Origin of the sequence: Dietzia sp. PP-33, from assembly GCF_033790845.1 — a bacterium.
Taxonomy (GTDB): domain Bacteria; phylum Actinomycetota; class Actinomycetes; order Mycobacteriales; family Mycobacteriaceae; genus Dietzia.
This window is the reverse complement of sequence record NZ_JAMYEI010000002.1, coordinates 1-18671: the sequence shown is the minus strand read 5'-3', so window position 1 is coordinate 18671 and position 18671 is coordinate 1. Positions and strand designations below refer to the sequence as shown.

19 protein-coding genes are annotated in these 18671 nt (G+C 69.4%); 15 read left to right on the top strand and 4 right to left on the bottom strand.

What is annotated here, in order from left to right; all coding sequences use genetic code 11:
* Nucleotides 1-95: 95 nt before the first annotated feature.
* Complete coding sequence (locus NJE57_RS19980) at nt 96-812, top strand: ATP-binding cassette domain-containing protein (protein ID WP_413464363.1); 717 nt, start codon at nt 96-98, stop codon at nt 810-812.
* Nucleotides 813-864: 52 nt separating this feature from the next.
* Nucleotides 865-1443 carry a dihydrofolate reductase family protein gene (locus tag NJE57_RS04200; RefSeq protein WP_319027137.1) on the top strand — a complete coding sequence of 193 codons (579 nt, stop codon included), beginning with the start codon at nt 865-867 and terminating at the stop codon, nt 1441-1443.
* Nucleotides 1444-1611: 168 nt separating this feature from the next.
* Here the strand turns inward: NJE57_RS04200 and NJE57_RS04195 are convergent, their stop codons facing one another.
* Nucleotides 1612-2154: a ferritin gene (locus NJE57_RS04195; RefSeq protein WP_413464356.1), complete on the bottom strand. Its 543-nt coding sequence runs from the start codon at nt 2152-2154 to the stop codon at nt 1612-1614.
* Nucleotides 2155-2683: 529 nt separating this feature from the next.
* On the opposite strand from NJE57_RS04195, the gene NJE57_RS04190 reads away from it, so the two are divergent.
* From NJE57_RS04190 to urtA, 7 genes are all read left to right on the top strand, one after another.
* Nucleotides 2684-3391, top strand: coding sequence for an urease subunit beta (locus NJE57_RS04190; RefSeq protein ID WP_319027134.1), 708 nt, complete (start codon nt 2684-2686; stop codon nt 3389-3391).
* A 24-nt stretch (nt 3392-3415) separates the two neighbouring features.
* Nucleotides 3416-5131: an urease subunit alpha gene (ureC, locus tag NJE57_RS04185; protein ID WP_319027132.1), complete on the top strand. Its 1716-nt coding sequence runs from the start codon at nt 3416-3418 to the stop codon at nt 5129-5131.
* Nucleotides 5132-5141: 10 nt separating this feature from the next.
* Nucleotides 5142-5768: an urease accessory protein UreG gene (ureG, locus tag NJE57_RS04180; RefSeq protein ID WP_319027130.1), complete on the top strand. Its 627-nt coding sequence runs from the start codon at nt 5142-5144 to the stop codon at nt 5766-5768.
* Nucleotides 5765-6613, top strand: a complete 849-nt coding sequence (locus NJE57_RS04175) for an urease accessory protein UreD (protein WP_319027128.1) — start codon at nt 5765-5767, stop codon at nt 6611-6613. The genes ureG and NJE57_RS04175 overlap by 4 nt, the downstream gene beginning before the upstream one ends.
* A 1-nt stretch (nt 6614) precedes the next feature.
* Nucleotides 6615-7148 carry an urease accessory protein UreE gene (locus NJE57_RS04170; RefSeq protein ID WP_319027126.1) on the top strand — a complete coding sequence of 178 codons (534 nt, stop codon included), beginning with the start codon at nt 6615-6617 and terminating at the stop codon, nt 7146-7148.
* On the top strand, nt 7138-7827 hold the full coding sequence (locus NJE57_RS04165; RefSeq protein WP_319027124.1) for an urease accessory protein UreF: 690 nt from the start codon (nt 7138-7140) through the stop codon (nt 7825-7827). Before NJE57_RS04170 ends, NJE57_RS04165 begins: the two co-directional genes overlap by 11 nt.
* An 81-nt stretch (nt 7828-7908) precedes the next feature.
* On the top strand, nt 7909-9159 hold the full coding sequence (gene urtA / locus NJE57_RS04160) for an urea ABC transporter substrate-binding protein (RefSeq protein ID WP_319027122.1): 1251 nt from the start codon (nt 7909-7911) through the stop codon (nt 9157-9159).
* 103 nt (nt 9160-9262) lie between these two features.
* Here the strand turns inward: urtA and NJE57_RS04155 are convergent, their stop codons facing one another.
* Both NJE57_RS04155 and NJE57_RS04150 read right to left on the bottom strand, forming a co-directional pair.
* Nucleotides 9263-10042: an SDR family oxidoreductase gene (locus NJE57_RS04155; protein WP_319027120.1), complete on the bottom strand. Its 780-nt coding sequence runs from the start codon at nt 10040-10042 to the stop codon at nt 9263-9265.
* A gap of 80 nt (nt 10043-10122) precedes the next feature.
* Nucleotides 10123-10572, bottom strand: a complete 450-nt coding sequence (locus NJE57_RS04150) for a limonene-1,2-epoxide hydrolase family protein (RefSeq protein ID WP_319027118.1) — start codon at nt 10570-10572, stop codon at nt 10123-10125.
* Nucleotides 10573-10817: 245 nt separating this feature from the next.
* Between NJE57_RS04150 and NJE57_RS04145 the strand changes: the two genes are divergently transcribed.
* The 3 genes from NJE57_RS04145 to NJE57_RS04135 all read left to right on the top strand — a co-directional run bounded on the left by NJE57_RS04145 (nt 10818) and on the right by NJE57_RS04135 (nt 13742).
* Nucleotides 10818-11666, top strand: coding sequence for an alpha/beta fold hydrolase (locus NJE57_RS04145; RefSeq protein WP_413464355.1), 849 nt, complete (start codon nt 10818-10820; stop codon nt 11664-11666).
* Between the two features lie 80 nt (nt 11667-11746).
* The gene (gene mshA, locus NJE57_RS04140; RefSeq protein WP_319027115.1) at nt 11747-13057 is read left to right on the top strand and encodes a D-inositol-3-phosphate glycosyltransferase; all 1311 of its coding nucleotides are present in this window, start codon (nt 11747-11749) and stop codon (nt 13055-13057) included.
* 142 nt (nt 13058-13199) lie between these two features.
* On the top strand, nt 13200-13742 hold the full coding sequence (locus NJE57_RS04135) for a YbjN domain-containing protein (protein ID WP_413464362.1): 543 nt from the start codon (nt 13200-13202) through the stop codon (nt 13740-13742).
* A 177-nt stretch (nt 13743-13919) separates the two neighbouring features.
* Here the strand turns inward: NJE57_RS04135 and NJE57_RS04130 are convergent, their stop codons facing one another.
* Nucleotides 13920-15629: a long-chain-fatty-acid--CoA ligase gene (locus tag NJE57_RS04130; protein WP_319027111.1), complete on the bottom strand. Its 1710-nt coding sequence runs from the start codon at nt 15627-15629 to the stop codon at nt 13920-13922.
* A gap of 41 nt (nt 15630-15670) precedes the next feature.
* Here NJE57_RS04130 and NJE57_RS04125 point away from each other — a divergent pair, with 41 nt between their 5' ends.
* The 3 genes from NJE57_RS04125 (at nt 15671) to NJE57_RS04115 (ending at nt 18414) form a co-directional block, all read left to right on the top strand.
* Nucleotides 15671-16420 (top strand): phosphoglyceromutase, encoded by a 750-nt coding sequence (locus tag NJE57_RS04125; RefSeq protein WP_319027109.1) that lies wholly within the window; start codon nt 15671-15673, stop codon nt 16418-16420.
* Nucleotides 16421-16531: 111 nt separating this feature from the next.
* Nucleotides 16532-17728 (top strand): sensor histidine kinase, encoded by a 1197-nt coding sequence (locus NJE57_RS04120; RefSeq protein ID WP_319027107.1) that lies wholly within the window; start codon nt 16532-16534, stop codon nt 17726-17728.
* Complete coding sequence (locus NJE57_RS04115; protein ID WP_319027105.1) at nt 17725-18414, top strand: response regulator transcription factor; 690 nt, start codon at nt 17725-17727, stop codon at nt 18412-18414. The genes NJE57_RS04120 and NJE57_RS04115 overlap by 4 nt, the downstream gene beginning before the upstream one ends.
* Nucleotides 18415-18671 lie beyond the last annotated feature (257 nt).

Genomic DNA, 18671 nt, shown 5'->3' with positions numbered 1-18671 from the left:
ACGACCTGCGCGCCGAGAGGCGGGACAAGGCCGAGGGGGCGGAGAAGGCGAGCCGCCGGGTCGCACAGGGGCGACGGGTTCAGGCGGCGGGTGGGATGCCCAAGATCCTCATGAACGCGCGACGCAGTTCCGCGCAGGAGTCGGCGGGCAGGTTGCGCGCGGTCCACGAGCAGGGCGTCGAGCAGGCGCGCGCGCGGATGCAGGCCGCCGACGCCGGGGTTCGTCGTGAGGACCTGCTGCGGATCCCGATGCCGGATCCGGGGCTGCCGGCGGGCCGGATCGTGCTGGACACCCTCGATCCGGTCGCGGGTCGCGTCCACCTGGCGGGGTCGGCGCGGGTGCGGGTGGCCGGGCCCAACGGCAGCGGCAAGACCACGCTGCTGCGGCGGCTGTTGGACGACGACGACGACGAGGTCGTGCACGTGCCCTGGGCGCTGCTGCCGCAGGATCTGCGGATCGAGCATCCTGACCGGTCGGTGGTGGACGAGATCCGGGCGGTCCGCCCCGAGGCCGATCCCGAGCAGGTCCACGCCCACGCGGCGCGGATGCTGTTCACCGGTGAGGCGGGGTTCCGGGCGCTGGGCGATCTCTCGGGCGGGGAGCGACTGCGGGCGGCGCTGGCGGCGCGGCTGTTCGCCCGCCCGGTCCCGCAGTTGCTGGTGCTGGACGAGCCCACCAACAACCTCGACCTGGACGGGGTGGAGGTGCTGGCCGATGCCCTGGCGCAGTGGAGGGGTGCTCTGGTGCTGGTCAGTCATGACGACGCGTTCTGCGAGCGGGTGGGGGTGGACGACGTGATCACTCTGGCCTGACCCCGCCACCGCGGGGTGGACGCAGCAGACCGATCCGCAGAGAGGACACATCATGCGAAAGCTCATCTACTACGTGGCCGTCACCGTCGACGGCTTCATCGCCGCGCCCGACGGCGGTACCGGCGTCTTCCTGGCCGAAGGCGACCACATGGCCTGGATAGTCGAGCACTATCCGGAGACCATCCCCGGGCATTTCCGCGGCCCGCTCGGACTGGCGGACACGCCGCCGCGGGCGTTCGACACGGTGATCCTGGGCAGGACCACCCATCAGGTGGCGGTGGACGAGGGCCTGGCCAGCGGGTATCCGCACCTGCGCCAGTACGTGGTGACCCACCGGCCGGGCGACCTGCCCGTCGAGGAAGGGCTCACTGCCTCCGACGAGGACCCGGTCCAGCTGGTGCGCAGGCTCAAGGCGGAGGACTCACCCCTCGACGTCTGGCTGTGCGGGGGCGGCGATCTGGCCGGTCAACTGGCGCAGGAGATCGACGAGTACCGGCTCAAGGTCACCCCGGTGGTCATCGGCGAAGGGAGGCCGCTGATCTCCGGGTCCACCGGTGGGCTGCCGCTGGTCGCGCGCCGGCGGGTCGGGTTCGACAGCGGGGTGAGCTACGTGGAGTACGCGCGTTCCTGACGCCGATCGCCTGCGCCCACGCGGTTGGCGGACACCCTCACGCAACCTGACGGACAGAATGCGCGTCTCGGAGCTGCGTGGACGCGCATTCAGTCCGCCAACCGAGGGAGGGTGTCCGCCAACCGGGGGCTGGGTGTCCGCCAACCGGGGGCTGGGGGAGGGGCTACCTCAGACGGCGCCGCCGGCCACCGCGGGCGGCGTGCCGGTGTTGGAGGAGGAGTCCGTCTCGCGCGCGAGGTACTCCTCGATGCGGAACCAGTCGTCGTCCGCACGCTCGGCGATCGCGACCAGCGTGCTCATGTTGGCGACCTCCTCGACCTGCTCACGCAGGAACCACAGCATGAACTGCTCGCCCAGCGGGTCGGACTCGGAGCGGGCCGCCTGGAACAGCGACTCGATCTGCCGGGTGACCTGCTTCTCCTGCTCGAGTGCCAGGCGCAGCGCGGCCACGGGGCCGGCGAAGTTCGCCTGCGGCCCGGGCACGGCCGGGATGTCCACCTGGATGTCGCGGTCGAGCATGTACTGCACCATCATCATGGCGTGGTTCCGCTCGCCCAGGCTGTGCTGGTAGAAGCGTCCGGCGAGCTGGGGCAGGTCCTTGGCGTCCGCCCAGACGGCGATCGCGATGTACTGCTGGCTCGCGGCGAACTCGTGTCCGACCTGTGCGGTCAGTAGCTCAGTGAACGACGAAGCCTTCTTGGCCATGATCATGGCGTCCTTCCTCTCGGGGGACCTCGACGGGCGTCGAGGTTCGACCGGGGTCACGTCCGCCCGGGAGTCTTCATCGTAGGCAGGCCCTGCGTGTTTTGCCAGGTCAGTAAGCCTAACCGAACGTCGGTAAGCCTGGCCTTGGGGCGCGGTCAGCGCCGGTGCGCGCGAGGATTCGGCTCCTCGTCGCCATCCCCGGGGACCGGTGGCCCGCGACCCCGTACAAGCGCCGACAAGGTGCTCACGCGCGTAGACGCCGTTCACCGCGAGACTTTCCGGGCGGTCCGCCGGGCGGGCGACGGGCGTCAGATCGTCCCGGACGGGCGCCGTCGGTTTCGGCCACGTTAACGAGAATCCGGGATCGACAACCCGTTCCGGCCGCGATGTGTCGTGGTTGTTTCGAGCACTTAACTTCTGGCGTGGACGGGCAATTGATCTTGATCCGTTCACCCTCGGTAGACAATGATTACTGGCAACGCCGCACCGATCCGGGGCGGCTTTTCCGGAATTCCTTCAGTAGAGGAGATGTGCCGTGCACCTGACCCCTAAGGAAGAGGATCGGCTTCTCCTTTTTCTTGCTGCAGAGTTGGCACGGCGCCATAGAGGGAAAGGCCTCAGGCTCAGCTATCCGGAGGCCCGCGCACTGATTGCCGACGAGGTGGTCGAGGCCGCCCGCGCCGGCTCCACGGTCGCGGAGGCCGCGCACATCGGAGCCCACCTGCTCACCGAGGACGACCTGCTCCCGGGCGTCGCCGATCTCGTGGGCACCGTCCAGGTGGAGGGGTTCTTCGACGACGGGCAGAAACTCGTCACGATCCACGACCCCATCCGCCCGGGGACGCACCCGGAACCGACCGAACCACAGGTGACCCCCGGCGAGGTGCTCGTCGAGGCCGGTGAGATCGAACTGAACCACGGGCGCGAGAGCGCGGTGGTGACCGTGGTCAACACCGGTGATCGTCCCGTCCAGGTGGGGTCCCACTTCCACTTCTTCGAGGTCAACCGGGCCCTGTCCTTCGATCGTCGCCTGGCGTACGGGATGCACCTCGACATCGCATCGGGAACAGCGGTCCGGTTCGAACCCGGCGAGGAGCGAGAGGTCCAGCTGACCGACTTCGGCGGGACCCGCGAGATGTACGGGCTCAACGACATGACCAACGAGGCGCTGCGTGACGAACCGTCCGAGGAACTACTGGACGCGCTCGACCACGCGGGCTTCCTCCGCTCCACTCCCGCCTGACATCCACGCGAAGGGAAGTATCCAGTGTCTATTCGCGTATCGCGACGTCACTATGCAGAACTCTTCGGTCCCACCACCGGAGACCGGGTAAGGCTCGCGGACACGGAACTGCTCGCCCGGGTCGAATCCGACGACACCGTGTATGGCGATGAATCCGTATTCGGCGGCGGTAAGACCATGCGTGAAGGAATGGCCGTCCACAATTCCATCACCAATGCCGACGGCGCCCTCGACTTCGTCATCACCAATGCGTTACTCATCGATCCGGTACTGGGTATCCGCAAAACGGATATCGGGGTCAGGAACGGGCGAATCGCAGGAATCGGCAAATCCGGCAATCCGAGGCTGATGGACGGTGTCCATCCCGACCTCGTGATCGGCGCCGGCACCGACGTCCGCTCGGGTGAGGGAATGATCGTCACACCCGGGGCGATCGACGTGCACGTCCACTTCGACAGCGTCGGTCTGGTCGAGGAAGCCGTCTCCAGCGGGATCACCACCATGATCGGCGGTGGCCTGGGACCGGTCACCGTGGGCATCACCAGCTCCGGCCCGACCAACCTGGCCCGGATGCTCAGGGCCGTGGAGCAGTTCCCGGTCAACTTCGGATTCCTGGCCAACGGTAGCGCCGCGCACGTGGCGCCACTCATCGAACAGGGCCTCGCAGGCGCCATCGGATACAAGATCCACGAGGACTGGGGCGCCACGCCGGCCGCCATCCGGGCGTCACTGGATGCGGGCGACGAACTCGGCCTGCAGGTCCAGATCCACTCCGACACCCTCAATGAAGCGGGCTTCTACGAGGACACCATGCGGGCCATCGCCGGTCGCACGATCCACACCTACCACGCCGAGGGTGCCGGCGGCGGTCACGCACCCGACATCATGCAGGTGGTCGGCGAATCGTATTGCCTGCCCTCGTCCACCAACCCGACGAATCCCTACACCATCAACACGTTCGACGAGCACCTCGACATGGTGATGGTGTGCCACCACCTCAACCCTCGGATCCCGGAAGACGTCGCGTTCGCCGAGTCCCGGATCCGGCGCGAGACCATCGCGGCCGAGGATGTGCTCCACGACCTCGGCGCGATCTCCGCGATGGGATCGGACTCGCAGGGTATGGGACGGATCGGGGAGACGATAGCCCGTACCTGGCAGCTCGCGTCGCACATGCGAGCAACCCGCGGGGCCCTGCCGGAGGACTACGGGACCGGTGCGGACAACCACCGCATCCTGCGATACCTGGCCAAGCTCACCATCAATCCGGCACGCATGTTCGGGATCGACCACGAGGTGGGATCACTCGAGCCGGGGAAGCTCGCCGACTTCGTGCTCTGGGAACCCAAGTTCTTCGGCATCCGTCCCGAGGTCGTGTTCAAGGGCGGATTCCCGAGCTGGTCCGTGATGGGGGAGGCGAACGCCTCGCTCATGACATGCGAACCCCTCAAATACCGACCCCAGTGGGCGGCGTTCGGCAAGACCCCGTCCGATGTGTCGGTCAACTTCGTCGCCGGCGCCGCCGTCGATGACGGACTGGGCGACAGGCTCGGGTTGGATACGCCCCTCGTGGCCTGCGTCGGTGCCCGCTCGAAGACCAAGAGCGACCTTCTCCACAACGACTACTGCCCCGATATCCGGATCGATCCGGACACCTACCGGGTCGAGGTGGACGGCGAGCACTGCACCAGCACTCCGATGTCGTCCGTCCCGCTCGGGCGTCGATACACGATCAAATAGGAGACCCAGAATGGCCGAAGCAATCCGTATCGGTATCGGCGGACCCGTCGGGTCCGGAAAGACCCGACTCCTCGAGCGGCTGCTGCCGATGTTCGCCGCGGCCGGCATCGACACCGCGGTGATCACCAACGACCTCATGACCGACGAGGATGCGCAGCGAGTGCGCCGCAGCGGTCTGATCGATCCCGATCGCGTCCTCGCTGTCGAGACCGGTGCGTGCCCGCACACCGCGATCAGGGAGGACCCCTCGGCGAACCTCACGGCGGTCGCCCGTCTCGAGGGGGCGTTCCCCGGGCTCCAGGTCGTCCTGATCGAATCCGGTGGGGACAATCTGGCGGCGACCTTCACCTCCGACCTCGTCGACTACTGGATCTTCGTGATCGACACGGCGGCAGGCGACGACATCCCACGCAAGAAGGGCATCGGGATGCTCCAGGCGGACCTGCTGGTGATCAACAAGATCGACCTGGCCCCGCTCGTCGGTGCTGATCTCGGGCGGATGCGGTCGGATGTCGAGATCGCCCGCCCGGGCAGGGCCTCGGTGTTCACCGACCTCGGCTCCGGTTCGGGGCTCGACGAGCTCTTCGGGCTCATCGTGCACGGGGCGATGTTGGACGACATGGCATCGGCGCCGTGAGTCCCACGAGGACCGACGGCACCACGGAGAGTCTGCTCGACTGCACGCTCGTGCGTGGGCGCGCCGGGAGGACCCGGATCGGCTCGTTGCGCCAGCAGTTCCCGCAACGCATCACCGTGCCGATGTACGCGGACCCGGAGAACGAGTCGGCGGCGTTCCTGTGCATACAGAACCCGACGGGTGGTGTCTTCCCCGGGGATGACCTCGTCACCCGCGTCACCACCGGCGCGGGCACGTCGCTCCACCTCACCTATCAGTCGGCCACCCAGGTCTTCGCCGGTGGACAGGGGGCGTCGCAGACCACGGTGATCGACGTCGGCGCCGGTTCCGTGGTCGAGTACGACTCGAAGACGGTCATCCCCCACGCCGGTTCCGACTATCGCCAACTCACCGAGGTCAGTGTCCACGACACGTCCGTGTACATCGGCTGGGAGGCGTTCGCCTCGGGCCGGATCGGCCACGGGGAGCGGTTCGCCTACCACTCGCTCACCGCCCGGACGGACATCCGCCTCGGCGATCGGCTCACGGCGCGGGACACCGTTCATCTCGCACCCCCCGACCGCGATCCCCGGGTTCCCGGCGTGCTCGGTGGACATGACTACGTGGCCACGATGCTCGTCGTCGCCCCCGGACACGATCTCTCCGAGCTCACCGGGGACGTCAACGCCGCGGTGGATGCGATCCCGGGCCTCGTCGGAGCGGCGAGCGCGCTTCCCGACGATGTCGGCATCTCCGTCCGACTCCTGGCACCTCGCGCCCCCCTCCTCCACCGGGTCCACAAGGAGCTCCGGAACCTCGTCCGACGGTCTGTTCTCCGTCTCGGACCACTAGACCCAAGGATGTGACATGGAAGCGACGACGGTCCTCGGAGACATCACCGATCCCGAGTACGCGCAGAGATCTGTCGACACCGTGCTGGTTCCCTGGGGAGACGCCCGGAAGCACCGACAGGTGCTGACGAGCCTCGCCGGGCGGCGCCTGACCCTGAACCTCCCGCGGAGTACCTTTTTGGCCGACGGTGCGGTGATCGCCGACGACGGCACGACCGTCGTCGCCGTCACCCGGCCGGCCGAGGACGCCGTGGTCGTGGAGTTCGCGGACAACGTGGGCGTCGACGCGGTTCGCCGAGCCCTGGTCTTCGGCTACATCCTGGGCAATCAGCACGCCCCGCTGGAGGTGTCCGCGGACGAGGTCCGCACCCCCCTCATGACCAGCGCGGACACCGCGGAGCAGATGCTCCGGGACCTGCATCTTCACGGTCGCGTCGATTCGGTGGCCCTCGCCGCGCACGGCTGGACCAACACCTCGGCGGACCACCATCACAGCCACGACTCCGGTCACTCGGACGACTCCGGCCACTCGCACGGTCATGGGCACTGAACCGCTGCTGGCCGACCTGGCCTGGCTCCAACTCCACGACAGCGCGTTCCCCTCGGGTCGCTTTGTCCACTCGAACGGGCTGGAGGCGTGGCTGGCGCTCCACCCGTCCGCAGGGGAGCCGGAGATCCGTGACGCGGTCCGGGCCTACGTCCGCGGGAGTGTGGCGACCCTCGACGCGGTCGTCCTCGGGCACGCGTGGCTCGCGGACTCCACCGAGACCCTCGTCCGGCTCGACCACCTGGACCGGGTCCACAAGATCACCCGCGCCGCACGCACCTCCTCCGAGTCCTGTGGGAGGCAACTCGCCACGGTCGCCCGGCGCGTACTCAGTGTGGTCGCGGGCAGTGACTACCTCGGCCTGGTGGTCGCGGGACACACGCCCGGCAACCAGGCCGTCGTCGACGGAGTGGTCCAACGTGCGCTCGGCGTCGAGCGTGATCGTGCGATCGCGGGTGCGATCCGCTCGAGCTACGCGGGCCTGCTCTCCGCGGCCGTGCGCCTGGGTCGCACGGGACCGATGCGCGCGCAGCAGCTCCTCTTCGACGACACCCCGTGGATCGCGGACCTGGCACGCACCGCCGAGTGCGCGCCACTGGAGTCGGTGACCTCGTTCGTGCCGGAGCTGGAGATCGCCGCGATGCGACACGAGACCACCGCGGCGCGGCTGTTCAGTACGTAACCCCCACCCAGTCCTCCCGACCGTCCGGCCTCGACCCCGAGCCGGATCCCGTTGTCAGTTCTCCCCACGAAAGGCACCCCGATGTCACCACTGAAACGCTCATTCGTCACCGCGACCGGCGTCATCACCGTCGCCGCACTCCTGACGGCCTGCGGGAGCAGGACCTCCGACGACAGCGCGAGTGCCGCCGAATCCTGCGTCGACACCTCCGGCGACACGATCAAGGTCGGCGCCATCAACTCGCTGTCCGGCGGCACCGCCATCAACGAGACCGTCATCCGTGACGCCATCACCCTCGCCGTCGAGCAGATCAACGCCGACGGGGGAGTCCTCGACAAGCAGATCGAACTCATCGCCGAGGACGGGGCCTCCGAGCCGACGGTGTTCGCGGAAAAGGCGGAGAAGCTCATCGGTTCCGACTGCGTGGCGACCGTCTTCGGCGGCTACACCTCGGCCAGCCGGAAGGCGATGCTGCCGGTGTTCGAGTCCAACGACGCCCTGCTCTACTACGGCCAACAATACGAGGGCCTGGAGTCCTCGCCGAACATCTTCTACTCCGGTGCGACGACCAACCAGCAGATCGTGCCCGCCCTGGACTATCTGAAGGAGCAAGGGGTCGAGTCGCTGTACCTGGTCGGAAGCGACTACGTATTCCCGCATACCGCCAACCGGATCGTCAAGGAGTACGCGGAAGCCAACGACATCGAGATCAGGGGCGAGGACTACACCCCGCTCGGGTCCACGGACTTCTCGACGATCATCAACAAGATCCGCACCGCGGACGCCGATGCCGTGTTCAACGTCGTGGTCGGCGACTCGTTGGTCGCGTTCTTCCGCGAGTTCGCCAATGCGGGCCTGACCAGCGACGACATGCCGGTCATCTCGATGTGCGTCGGTGAGGAGGAGGTCCGGGCCATCGGCACACAGAACGTCGAGGGCCACCTGGCCTCCTGGAACTACTACCAGACCATCGACAGCCCGGAGAACAGCGAATTCGTCACCGAGTTCACGTCCCGCTTCGGCGAGAACCGCGTCACCTCTGATCCGATGGAGTCCGCCTACACCGGTGTGTACCTGTGGAAGGCGATGGTCGAGAAGGCCGGATCCTTCGACGTCGGTGCGATTCAGGACGCGGCCGACGGCGTCACCATCTCCGCCCCCGGTGGTGAGGTGACCGTGGACGGCGAGAACCACCACATCACCAAGACCGCCAGGGTCGGCGAGATCCGTGACGACGGCCTGATCTACACGGTGTGGGAGTCCGACGGGGCGATCGAACCCGACCCGTACCTCGAGACGTACGACTGGGCCGCGGGCCTGGCCGGCGAGTAAACCACCGGCGGCATCACGCGGCGGCCGCACCCCGACCGCACCCTCACGGGGGACGATCGGGGTGCGGCCGCCGCGTGGTCAGCCGAGGACCCCGCGGGTGTACTCAGCGCCGGTGCGCTCGCATCGCGGAGTGCTGGTCCCTCGGCTTGACCACGATCTGGTCAAGATTGACGTGTGAGGGCCGGCTCGCGACGAACCCCACGATCTCGGCGATGTCGCGCGCGACCATGGGGGTCAGTCCCTGGTAGACGGAGCCCGCCTTGTCGTCGTCGCCGTCAAAACGGACCAGCGAGAACTCGGTCTCCACCATCCCGGGCGCGATCTCGGTGAACCTGACGGGTTCCCCCAGGTGCTCGCCGCGCAACGTCCGGTGTAGGACCGCCTGGGCGTGCTTGGCGGAGGTGTAGCCGCTGCCCTTGTCGTAGGTCTCCAGCGCGGCGATGGAGGTGATGGTCACCACCAGCCCGTCGCCCGTCTCCACGAGCACCGGCATCAGTCCACGCACCAGACGCAGGGTGCCCATGACGTTGGTCTCCCACATCCATCGCCACTGGTCCTCGTCGGCGTCCATGACGGTGGTCGTGCCCTTGGCGCCGCCGGCGTTGTTGACCAGGACGTGCAGGCGGGGGACGGCCGCGCAGAACGCGTCGCACGAGTCGCGGTCTGTCACGTCGAGGGGCAGCGCCGTGCCCCCGATCTCCTGCGCCAGCGCCTGGAGCCGGTCCCACCGCCGGGCGCCCACCACCACATGGAACCCCTGCGACGCGAGCTCGCGAGCGGTGGCCTCACCGATGCCGGAGGAGGCACCGGTCACCACCGCGACGCGGGTGTCGGCGGGCAGCGCGGTCAGGCGCTCACGGGCGGCGGCGTGATCTGTGGTCATGGCGTCGAGGTTAGGCGGCGCGGGCACGCGGGTCGACGACCCCGTGATGTTCGGGGGACCACCAGGCGACGACGACGAGGTCAGCGACCCCGGCCGGTGATCATCCCCACCAGACCGCGCACCGCGCCGAGAGCCATGTCGGACTTGGAGAAGTAGTCCTGCCAGCCGCAGATGAGGCCGTCCCGGACCTCGAGCCGCCCGCACACCCAGAAGCCGCAGCGGAAGCGACCCACCCCCAGGTAGTCGGTGCGTTCGGTGAGCACGATCGTCGGGGATCCCGGGGTGGACGGGTCCGCCGGTGCCCCCACGGCGAGGTGGTGGATCTCCGCGTCGAAGTCCACGCTGGAGCCCATCGCGGCCAGCGCCTTGACCACGTCGCGCTTGCCCCGGATGGTCGGGAGCCCGATGTTGGCCCACCACACGTCGTCGGCCAGCAGGTCGGCGGCGGCGGGGACGGTGCCCGAGATGAGGGCGTCTAAGAAGTCGCGGACCACGACGTCGGCGTCGATCTGGGTGATGGTGGTTGCCATTGGCCCACGGTAGCCGCCCCGGTCCGGCTCGCGCTGCCGGAACGCTCAGCCTCGGCCGACTTGTGTGGGCGGGGTGGTCCATTTCGGCAGCGCACCCGGCGGGGCGAGCCCCAGGCACCCGGCGTGGGGTGGGCCGCGAGTTGGCTCGGTGCAATGGGCCCGGACTGAATTTCTTGACGGCGGGCCCAGGGGTGGCGCCGCCGAGCCGCCCTCCCGGCAGATGTACGGCTGGCACGATGATCCCCATGAGCTCCGCACCCACACCCGCCCTCGCCTCCACTGTCTCCTCGGACGGGACCGTCATCGCCTACCGCGTCCTCGGCGACCCCGAGGCGCGCCCGCTGGTCCTGGTCCACGGCTGGGCCCAGTCCGGTGCCTGCTGGGGGCCGGAGCTGTTGGCGGCGCTCGCCGAGCGGTTCCGGGTGGTGGCGGTGGACCTGCGCGGACACGGGTACTCGGCGGTCGCCGACGCCGGCTACGACTCGCCGCAGCAGTGGGCCGACGACCTCGAGGCGGTGCTGGACGCGGCCGGGATCGGCGAGGGCGGAGTCGGCGGGGGCGCGATCCTGCTGGGCTGGTCGTACGGCGGGATCGTGGTCGCGGACTACCTGGCCTCACGCGGTGAGGGCCGGGTCGCCGGACTGGTGTTGTGCGGCGCGGTCACCTCGGTCTCGCGATCGGCCGGCGGGGCGGTCGGTCCGGCGATGATGGCGGTCACGGGAGGGGCGTTCGAGGAGGACCCGGCCACGGCGATCTCCGCGCTGGCGAGTTTCGGCACCGCCATGATGCGCTCGGGCGACGGCACCAGCCGGCAGCGCATCTTCGGATTGTCCCTGGCCACGCCGCCGGCGGTGCGGCAGAAGCTGCTCACGCGGCGGGTGGACAACGACGAGACCCTGCGCGGCCTGACCGTCCCGGCGCTGGTGATGCACGGAGAGCACGACGGGGTGGTGCTCCCCGCGGCCGGTCAGGCCAACGCCGAGATGATCCCGGACGCCCACTACGTGGGCTTCGCCGACTCGGCGCACGCACCGTTCATCGAGGAGATGCCACGGTTCCTCACCGAGCTCGACGCCTTCGCCGCCGCGCTGTAGCCGCTTCTGGGCGTCGCCGCGACGGGCGGGACCTGCCCGCCGGAGTGCGCCTCGTCGTCGTCGCGGGCACAATCGGTGAGGTGACCGTTTCCGACTTCCGCGCCGGCGCCGACGCCCCCCTCCCGCGCCGGATCGCCGTGTTGTCCTTCCACACCTCGCCGCTGGCCCAGCCGGGCACGGGCGACGCGGGCGGGCTCAACGTGTACGTCCTGCAGTCGGCACGTCGGCTGGCCCGCCGTGGCGTGGAGGTGGAGATCTTCACCCGGGCCACGCATTCGTCGCAGCCGCCGGTCGAGGAGGCCGGCGACGGAGTGTTGGTGCGCAGCATCGTGGCCGGCCCGTTCGAGGGTCTGCGCAAGGAGGACCTGCCCACGCAGCTGTGCCCCTTCGTGGCCGGGGTGATGCGGGCCGAGGCCGGTCACGCGCCCGGGCACTACGACCTCATCCACTCCCACTACTGGCTGTCCGGGCAGGCCGGGTTGGTGGCCTCCGAGCACTGGGGCGTGCCGCTGGTGCACACCGCGCACACCCTGGCCGAGGTCAAGAACGCGGTCCTGGCCGCCGGTGACACCCCCGAGCCGGAGTCCCGGCGGATCGGGGAGCAGCAGATCGTGGACGCCGCGCACCGGCTCGTCGTCAACACCACGGGCGAGCGGGATGAACTCGTGCGCTACTACGACGCCGACCCCGCCGACATCGATGTGGTGCCCCCGGGCGCCGATCTCGAGCAGTACACCCCCGGCACCCAGCGCGGCACCGAGCGGGCCCGCCGGGCGCTGGGGCTCGCGCAGCGGTCGGAGGTCATCGCGTTCGTCGGGCGCATCCAGCCGCTCAAGGCCCCCGACGTGATCGTGCGCGCGCTGGCCGAGATCGTCCGTGACCAGCCGCACCGCGACGTACGCCTGCTGGTGGTGGGCGGGCCTAGCGGGTCGGGGCTCGAGCGGCCGCGCTCGCTCATGGACCTGGCCGCGGAACTGGGAGTGGCCGACCGGGTGTGCTTCCTCGCCCCGCGCCCGCCGTCGGAGCTGGTCGACGTCTACCGCGCCGCCGACATCGTGGCCGTGCCCTCGTACTCCGAGTCGTTCGGTCTCGTCGCTCTCGAGGCCCAGGCCTGCGGCACGCCCGTGGTGGCCGCGGCGGTGGGTGGCCTGCCCACGGCGGTGGCCGACGGACGGACCGGGCTCACCGTGGACGGGCACGACCCGCGGGAGTGGGCGAGCACGTTGTCGGGGCTTCTCGACGACGACGAGCGCCGCTTGTCGATGTCGCGGGCCGCCCCGGTCCACGCCTCCGGGTTCTCCTGGGACTCCACTGCCGACGGTCTGCTCACCTCGTATGCGGGCACGATGGCGGCGTACCGCGCGCGGCGAGCGGCGGCGACCGCCTCCTGACCGCGTGCCGGGGCCGCACCGGGCCCGCGGCGTCTCCCCGACCACGCCCCCGTCCGAACCCGCTCCCGCCCCGAATCGCCTACGAGTCCAGGCCGTCGACCCAGAAGGAGTCACGATGATCGACCCGACCGAGAACAAGCGCATGGAAGACGACGGCGAGACCGCGCCGCGCGGCGCCGATGACGTCGACGGCCCCACCCTCGAGCTGATCCGGGAGTTCCTGGTCTCGCGCGAGATCGAGTCGACGCTCGCGGGCGACAAGGTGTTCGTGGTGCAACTCCCGGGGGAGAAGCGGCTCAAGACGGCCTGCCATCTCACGGTCAACCGGGAGAGCGTGCGCGTCGAGGCGTTCGTGTGCCGCAATCCCGACGAGGACTTCGAGAAGGTCTACAAGTACCTGTTGAAGCGCAACCGGCGGCTCTACCAGGTGGCGTACACGCTGGACAACAACGGCGACATCTACCTGGTGGGCCGGATGCCGCTGGTCGCGGTGACCGAGGAGGAGCTCGACCGCGTGCTGGGCCAGGTGCTGGAGGCCGCGGACCACGACTTCAACATCCTGCTCGAGACCGGGTTCCACACCTCGATCCGCCGCGAGTGGGAGTGGCGGGTCTCGCGCGGCGAGCCGCTGCGCAACCTCGACGCGTTCCGCCACCTCACTGAGGACCTGCCCCAGCCGGAGTAACCCGCCCCGCCCGCCCCCGGCGCCCCCTCCGACGCCCGCCCCGCCCGCCCCCCGGCGCCGAGTGGTCGATCCCGTTCGCATCGCCCCAGGTCGCCTGATCCATATCGGCGCATTTGTGACCACTCGACGCGGAGCGCGTGCTGGGTGCGGGGCAACGGGGCCGGGACGCGCAGCCGGTCAGGGGTTGATCTGCTCGGCGACCTTCTTGCGCAGCACCTTGCCCATCGGGTTGGTGGGCAACTCGTCTACCTGCACGAACTCGCGCGGGACCTTGTAGCCCGCCAGCGAGGCCTTGCAGTGGGCGCGCAGAGCGCCCGGGTCGAGCGAGGTGCCGGGCTCGAGGACGACCGCGGCCACGACCTGTTCGCCCCCGTCCGGCCCGTTCCGGCCGACCACCGCGCAGTCGGCGACACCGGGTGCCTTACGCAGGACCGCTTCGACCTCGGAGGGGTAGACGTTGAACCCGCCGGTGACGATCATCTCCTTGATGCGGTCCACCACGTGCAGGAAGCCGTCTGGGTCCTGCACCACCACGTCGCCGGTGCGGATCCAGCCGTCGTGGAAGGTCTCGGCGGTGGCCTCGGGGTTGCGCCAGTAGCCCGGGAAGACCTGCGGGCCCGTGACCAGCAGCTCGCCGGGCTCTCCGGCCGGGACGTCCACCGAGGGATCGTCCTTGTCGGCGACCCTGACGTCGGTGTCCGGGAAGGGGACGCCGATGCTGCCGGCCCGCCTCGCCGTCGACATGGGGTTGCCCACGGTGATCGGCGAGGTCTCCGTCATGCCGTACCCCTCCACCAACAGACCGCCGGTCGCCGCCTCCCACTTCTCGATGAGCTCGGCGGGAAGGCTCATGGCGCCGGACAGGGAGTGCCGGATGCCGTGCAGCGGGATCCCCCGCTCGCCCGCCTCCTCGAGGATCTTGGAGTAGATCGGCGGGACGGCCGGGATGAAGGTGGGCAGGTCCTTGGCGAGGATCGGCATGATCAGGTCCATCTCGGGCGCGGGCACGAGCTGCAGTCGCGCGCCCACCGCGATCCCGATCACCACGCACAGCGTCACCCCGTAGGCGTGGAACATCGGCAGGGAGGCCAGGAAGCGCTCCTGTCCCAACTCGAGCTCGGGCACCCAGGCCTGACCCATCTTGGCGTTCGCCACCAGGTTGGCGTGTGTGAGCGTGGCTCCCTTGGGCGTGCCCGTGGTGCCGGAGGTGTAGAGGATAAGTGCGAGGTCGTCGGCCCGCGGGCGGGGATGGGAGAAGTCCAGCTCCGGCCCGGTCTCGAACCCGCGCCAGTCCAGAGTGCCGGGCGCGGGCGCGGAGAGCTTGGCACGCGAGGCGCGCAGGGACGGCAGGGGCAGCGCCTTCAGTGCCAGGCGCTTGACCGCGGGGAGCTCGTCGAGCAGGTCCACGGCGATGACGTGCTCGATCGCCGATCCCGGGCGCTCTGCCAGGTCGCGAACCATGCCCGCGACGACGTTCCAGGTCACCACCACCTTCGCGCCGTGATCGGCGAACGGCCCCTCGAGCTCGTCGGCGGTGTAGAGCGGGTTGTGCTCCACCACGATCGCGCCGATCCGCAGGGCTGCGTAGAACACTGTGACGCCCTGCGGGCAGTTGGGCAGCAGGACCGCGACCCGGTCGCCGCGCTCCACACCGAGGCGGCGCAGGCCCTCGGCCGCGCGGCGCACCCGGACGCCGATCTCGGAGTAGGGGGTCAGGCGGCCGAAGAACTCGGTGGCGGGCCTGTCGGAGTAGGTGCGCACGGCGTCGTCGAACTGGTCGATCAGCGTCGTCGTGCCGTAGTCGAGCTCCTGCGTGGTGCCCGGGGTGTAGTGGGCGGTCCACGGCCGGGAGGGGTGACGGGGGGTGTCTCCGGCGTGTGTGGTCATCTCTGCACCGTAGTCCTCGGGCGTCGGGTCATAATGGCTGTATGGCTTACGGAACCCTCGTCCTGCTGCGTCACGGTCAGTCCACGTGGAACGCCTCCAACCAGTTCACCGGGTGGGTCGACGTCGACCTGACGGAAATCGGCCGGGAAGAGGCCGTCCGCGGTGGCAGGCTCCTCGCGGAGGAGGGCATCCTTCCCGACATCCTGTACACCTCGTTGCTGCGGCGCGCGATCACCACCGCGAACATCGCGCTCGACGCCTGCGACCGGCACTGGGTTCCGGTGGTCCGCCACTGGAAGCTCAACGAGCGCCACTACGGCAAGCTCCAGGGTCTCAACAAGGCCGAGATCAAGGAGGAGTTCGGCGACGAGCAGTTCATGCTGTGGCGCCGCAGCTACGACACGCCGCCGCCGGCGATCGACCCGGGCAACGAGTACTCGCAGTCGGACGACCCCCGATACGCGGACCTGCCGGAGGTGCCGCTGACGGAGTGCCTCAAGGACGTGGTGGACCGGTTCATCCCGTACTACGCGGCCGAGATCGCCCCGCTGCTGGCCGAGGGCAAGACGGTCATGGTGGCGGCGCACGGCAACTCACTGCGCGCGCTGGTCAAGCACCTCGACGGCATCTCCGACTCCGACATCGCGGGCCTGAACATCCCCACCGGGATCCCGCTGATCTACCGCTTCGACGACTCCGGTCTGGTCGCCAACCCGGGCGGTACCTACCTCGACCCGGAGGCCGCTGCCGCCGGTGCCGCGGCGGTCGCCAGCCAGGGCGCCGGGAAGTAGGTGTCGCGCCGGTGAACTCGCTGTGAACCCCCGTCCACCTGCGAACTTCTCGCAGGTGGACGGGGTTCGCCGTCTGCGTGAGCCGAAACGCCACACCGTAGTATCTGGCACGTGCAGGTCAGTCTCGGGATCGCCCTCGCGATCGTCGCCGCAGTGGTCGGCTTCGTCGTGGGTGGTTTCGTGGTCCCCCGGTTGAACGCCCGACGCGAGCGGCGGCTGATCGAGGAACAGGGGCCGAGCCGGCTGGAGGTCCTGCGCGAGGTCTACCACCAGGCGCCGTACGCGCTCGCCGTGGTGGACCGCCACCAGGACGTGGTGCTCTACAACCGTCGCGCCGCGGAGCTGGCCATCGTGGACGACCGCCTCCTGGTGGATCCCGTGTGGCTCGCCGCCCAGGCCACCTTCGCCGACGGCCAGCCCTCGGCGTTCGACCTGCCCGCCAAGGTCGTCGCGGGCCGCCGACGGATCCCCTCGGTGAGCGGGCGCAGCGAGATCCTCGGCGGTCACCGCGCGCAGTTCGTGGTGGTCTTCGCCGACGACGACTCGGAGCAGCGGCGCATGGAGGCCGCGCGCCGGGACTTCGTGGCCAACGTCTCCCACGAGCTCAAGACGCCGGTGGGGGCGATGGCGGTGCTCGCGGAGGCACTGGTCGAGTCCAAGGACGACCCCGAATCGGTTGAGTACTTCGGCGGCCGCGTGGTGAGCGAGGCGCACCGACTGGGCAAGATGGTCTCCGAGCTCATCGAGCTGTCCCGACTCCAGGGGGCCGAACGGATCCGCGACCCCGAGCCGGTGGATGTCGACGACCTGGTGGACGAGGCCATGCGCAGGTCGGCGTCCGCGGCGGAGGCGGCCGGGATCGAGCTGATCACCGACTCGCCGTCCGGACTCGAGGTCGCCGGCGACCGGACCCTGCTGGTCACCGCGGTGACCAACCTCGTCTCCAACGCCGTCAACTACTCGCCCGAGCGGACCCCGGTCTCGATCACCCGGGCGATCGACGGGGACACCGTGATGCTGCGCGTCACCGACCGCGGCATCGGCATCGCGCCCGAGCACCAGGCCCGCGTCTTCGAGCGGTTCTTCCGCGTGGACAAGGCCCGCTCGCGGGCGACCGGCGGGACCGGGCTGGGGCTGGCGATCGTCAAGCACGTCGCCCAGAACCACAACGGCGGCGTCAGTCTGTGGAGCAGGCCCGGGACCGGGTCGACCTTCACACTCGAACTTCCGGCCCATGTCGAGCCGGGTGGTGAGGGGGCTCCGCTCCCCGCCGAGCACGACCAACAAGGAGAGGACCAGGTGCCGTGACCAGGGTGCTGATCGTTGAGGACGAAGCGTCGTTGGCGGATCCGTTGGGATTCCTCCTGCGCAAGGAGGGCTTCGAGGTCACCATCGCAGGCGACGGCCCGACCGCGTTGGAGAGCTTCGACGCGGAGGGCGCGGACATCGTGTTGCTGGACCTCATGCTCCCGGGCATGTCCGGAACCGATGTGTGCAAGCGGCTGCGGGTGACCTCGAGCGTCCCGGTCATCATGGTGACCGCGCGGGACAGTGAGATCGACAAGGTGGTCGGGTTGGAGTTGGGGGCCGACGACTACGTGACCAAGCCGTACTCGGCCCGCGAACTCATCGCCCGCATCCGGGCGGTCCTGCGGCGCGGAGCCGACTCGGAGGGTGACCAGCCGGACGAGATCGGGGTCCTGGAATCGGGGCCGGTGCGCATGGACATCGAGCGGCACACGGTGACCGTGCGGGGGTCGACGGTGACGCTGCCGCTGAAGGAGTTCGACCTGCTCGAGTACCTGCTGCGCAACTCGGGCCGGGTGCTCACCCGCGGTCAGTTGATCGACCGCGTGTGGGGGTCGGACTACGTCGGCGACACCAAGACGCTCGACGTGCACGTCAAGCGACTGCGGTCGAAGATCGAGCAGGATCCGGGCAAGCCGGTTCACCTGGTGACGGTGCGCGGCCTGGGATACAAGTTCGAGAGCTGACGACCCGGCAACCACTCGCGAACTGGCATCCGCTCGCGAACCGGCATCCACGAGCAAACCGGCATCCGCTCGCGCGGATGTACACCTGTTCCGCAGACGCCCCTGGGCATGCACTCCCGCGTGAGCCGCTCGGAAGTTGTCAACCTGTCTCAAGACAGGTTGATGCCAGTGGTGGTGGGTAGTGCTGGTGCTTTCGGTGGTGCCGAGTATCTGCGGGGATGCAGTGCCGCTGCCCAGTCCAGGGTCTGTTGTCGAGC

Excerpts from the sequence above, each read along its gene's own strand:
- NJE57_RS04135 (WP_413464362.1), top strand. The coding sequence starts at position 13,200 with ATGGAAGACGACGGCGAGACCGCGCCGCGCGGCGCCGATGACGTCGAC.
- NJE57_RS04165 (WP_319027124.1), top strand. The coding sequence starts at position 7,138 with ATGGGCACTGAACCGCTGCTGGCCGACCTGGCCTGGCTCCAACTCCAC.
- NJE57_RS04195 (WP_413464356.1), bottom strand. The coding sequence starts at position 2,154 with ATGATCATGGCCAAGAAGGCTTCGTCGTTCACTGAGCTACTGACCGCA.
- NJE57_RS04130 (WP_319027111.1), bottom strand. The coding sequence starts at position 15,629 with ATGACCACACACGCCGGAGACACCCCCCGTCACCCCTCCCGGCCGTGG.
- NJE57_RS04170 (WP_319027126.1), top strand. The coding sequence starts at position 6,615 with ATGGAAGCGACGACGGTCCTCGGAGACATCACCGATCCCGAGTACGCG.
- NJE57_RS04155 (WP_319027120.1), bottom strand. The coding sequence starts at position 10,042 with ATGACCACAGATCACGCCGCCGCCCGTGAGCGCCTGACCGCGCTGCCC.
- NJE57_RS19980 (WP_413464363.1), top strand. The coding sequence starts at position 96 with ATGCCCAAGATCCTCATGAACGCGCGACGCAGTTCCGCGCAGGAGTCG.
- NJE57_RS04150 (WP_319027118.1), bottom strand. The coding sequence starts at position 10,572 with ATGGCAACCACCATCACCCAGATCGACGCCGACGTCGTGGTCCGCGAC.
- NJE57_RS04200 (WP_319027137.1), top strand. The coding sequence starts at position 865 with ATGCGAAAGCTCATCTACTACGTGGCCGTCACCGTCGACGGCTTCATC.
- NJE57_RS04145 (WP_413464355.1), top strand. The coding sequence starts at position 10,818 with ATGAGCTCCGCACCCACACCCGCCCTCGCCTCCACTGTCTCCTCGGAC.
- ureG (WP_319027130.1), top strand. The coding sequence starts at position 5,142 with ATGGCCGAAGCAATCCGTATCGGTATCGGCGGACCCGTCGGGTCCGGA.
- NJE57_RS04125 (WP_319027109.1), top strand. The coding sequence starts at position 15,671 with ATGGCTTACGGAACCCTCGTCCTGCTGCGTCACGGTCAGTCCACGTGG.
- urtA (WP_319027122.1), top strand. The coding sequence starts at position 7,909 with ATGTCACCACTGAAACGCTCATTCGTCACCGCGACCGGCGTCATCACC.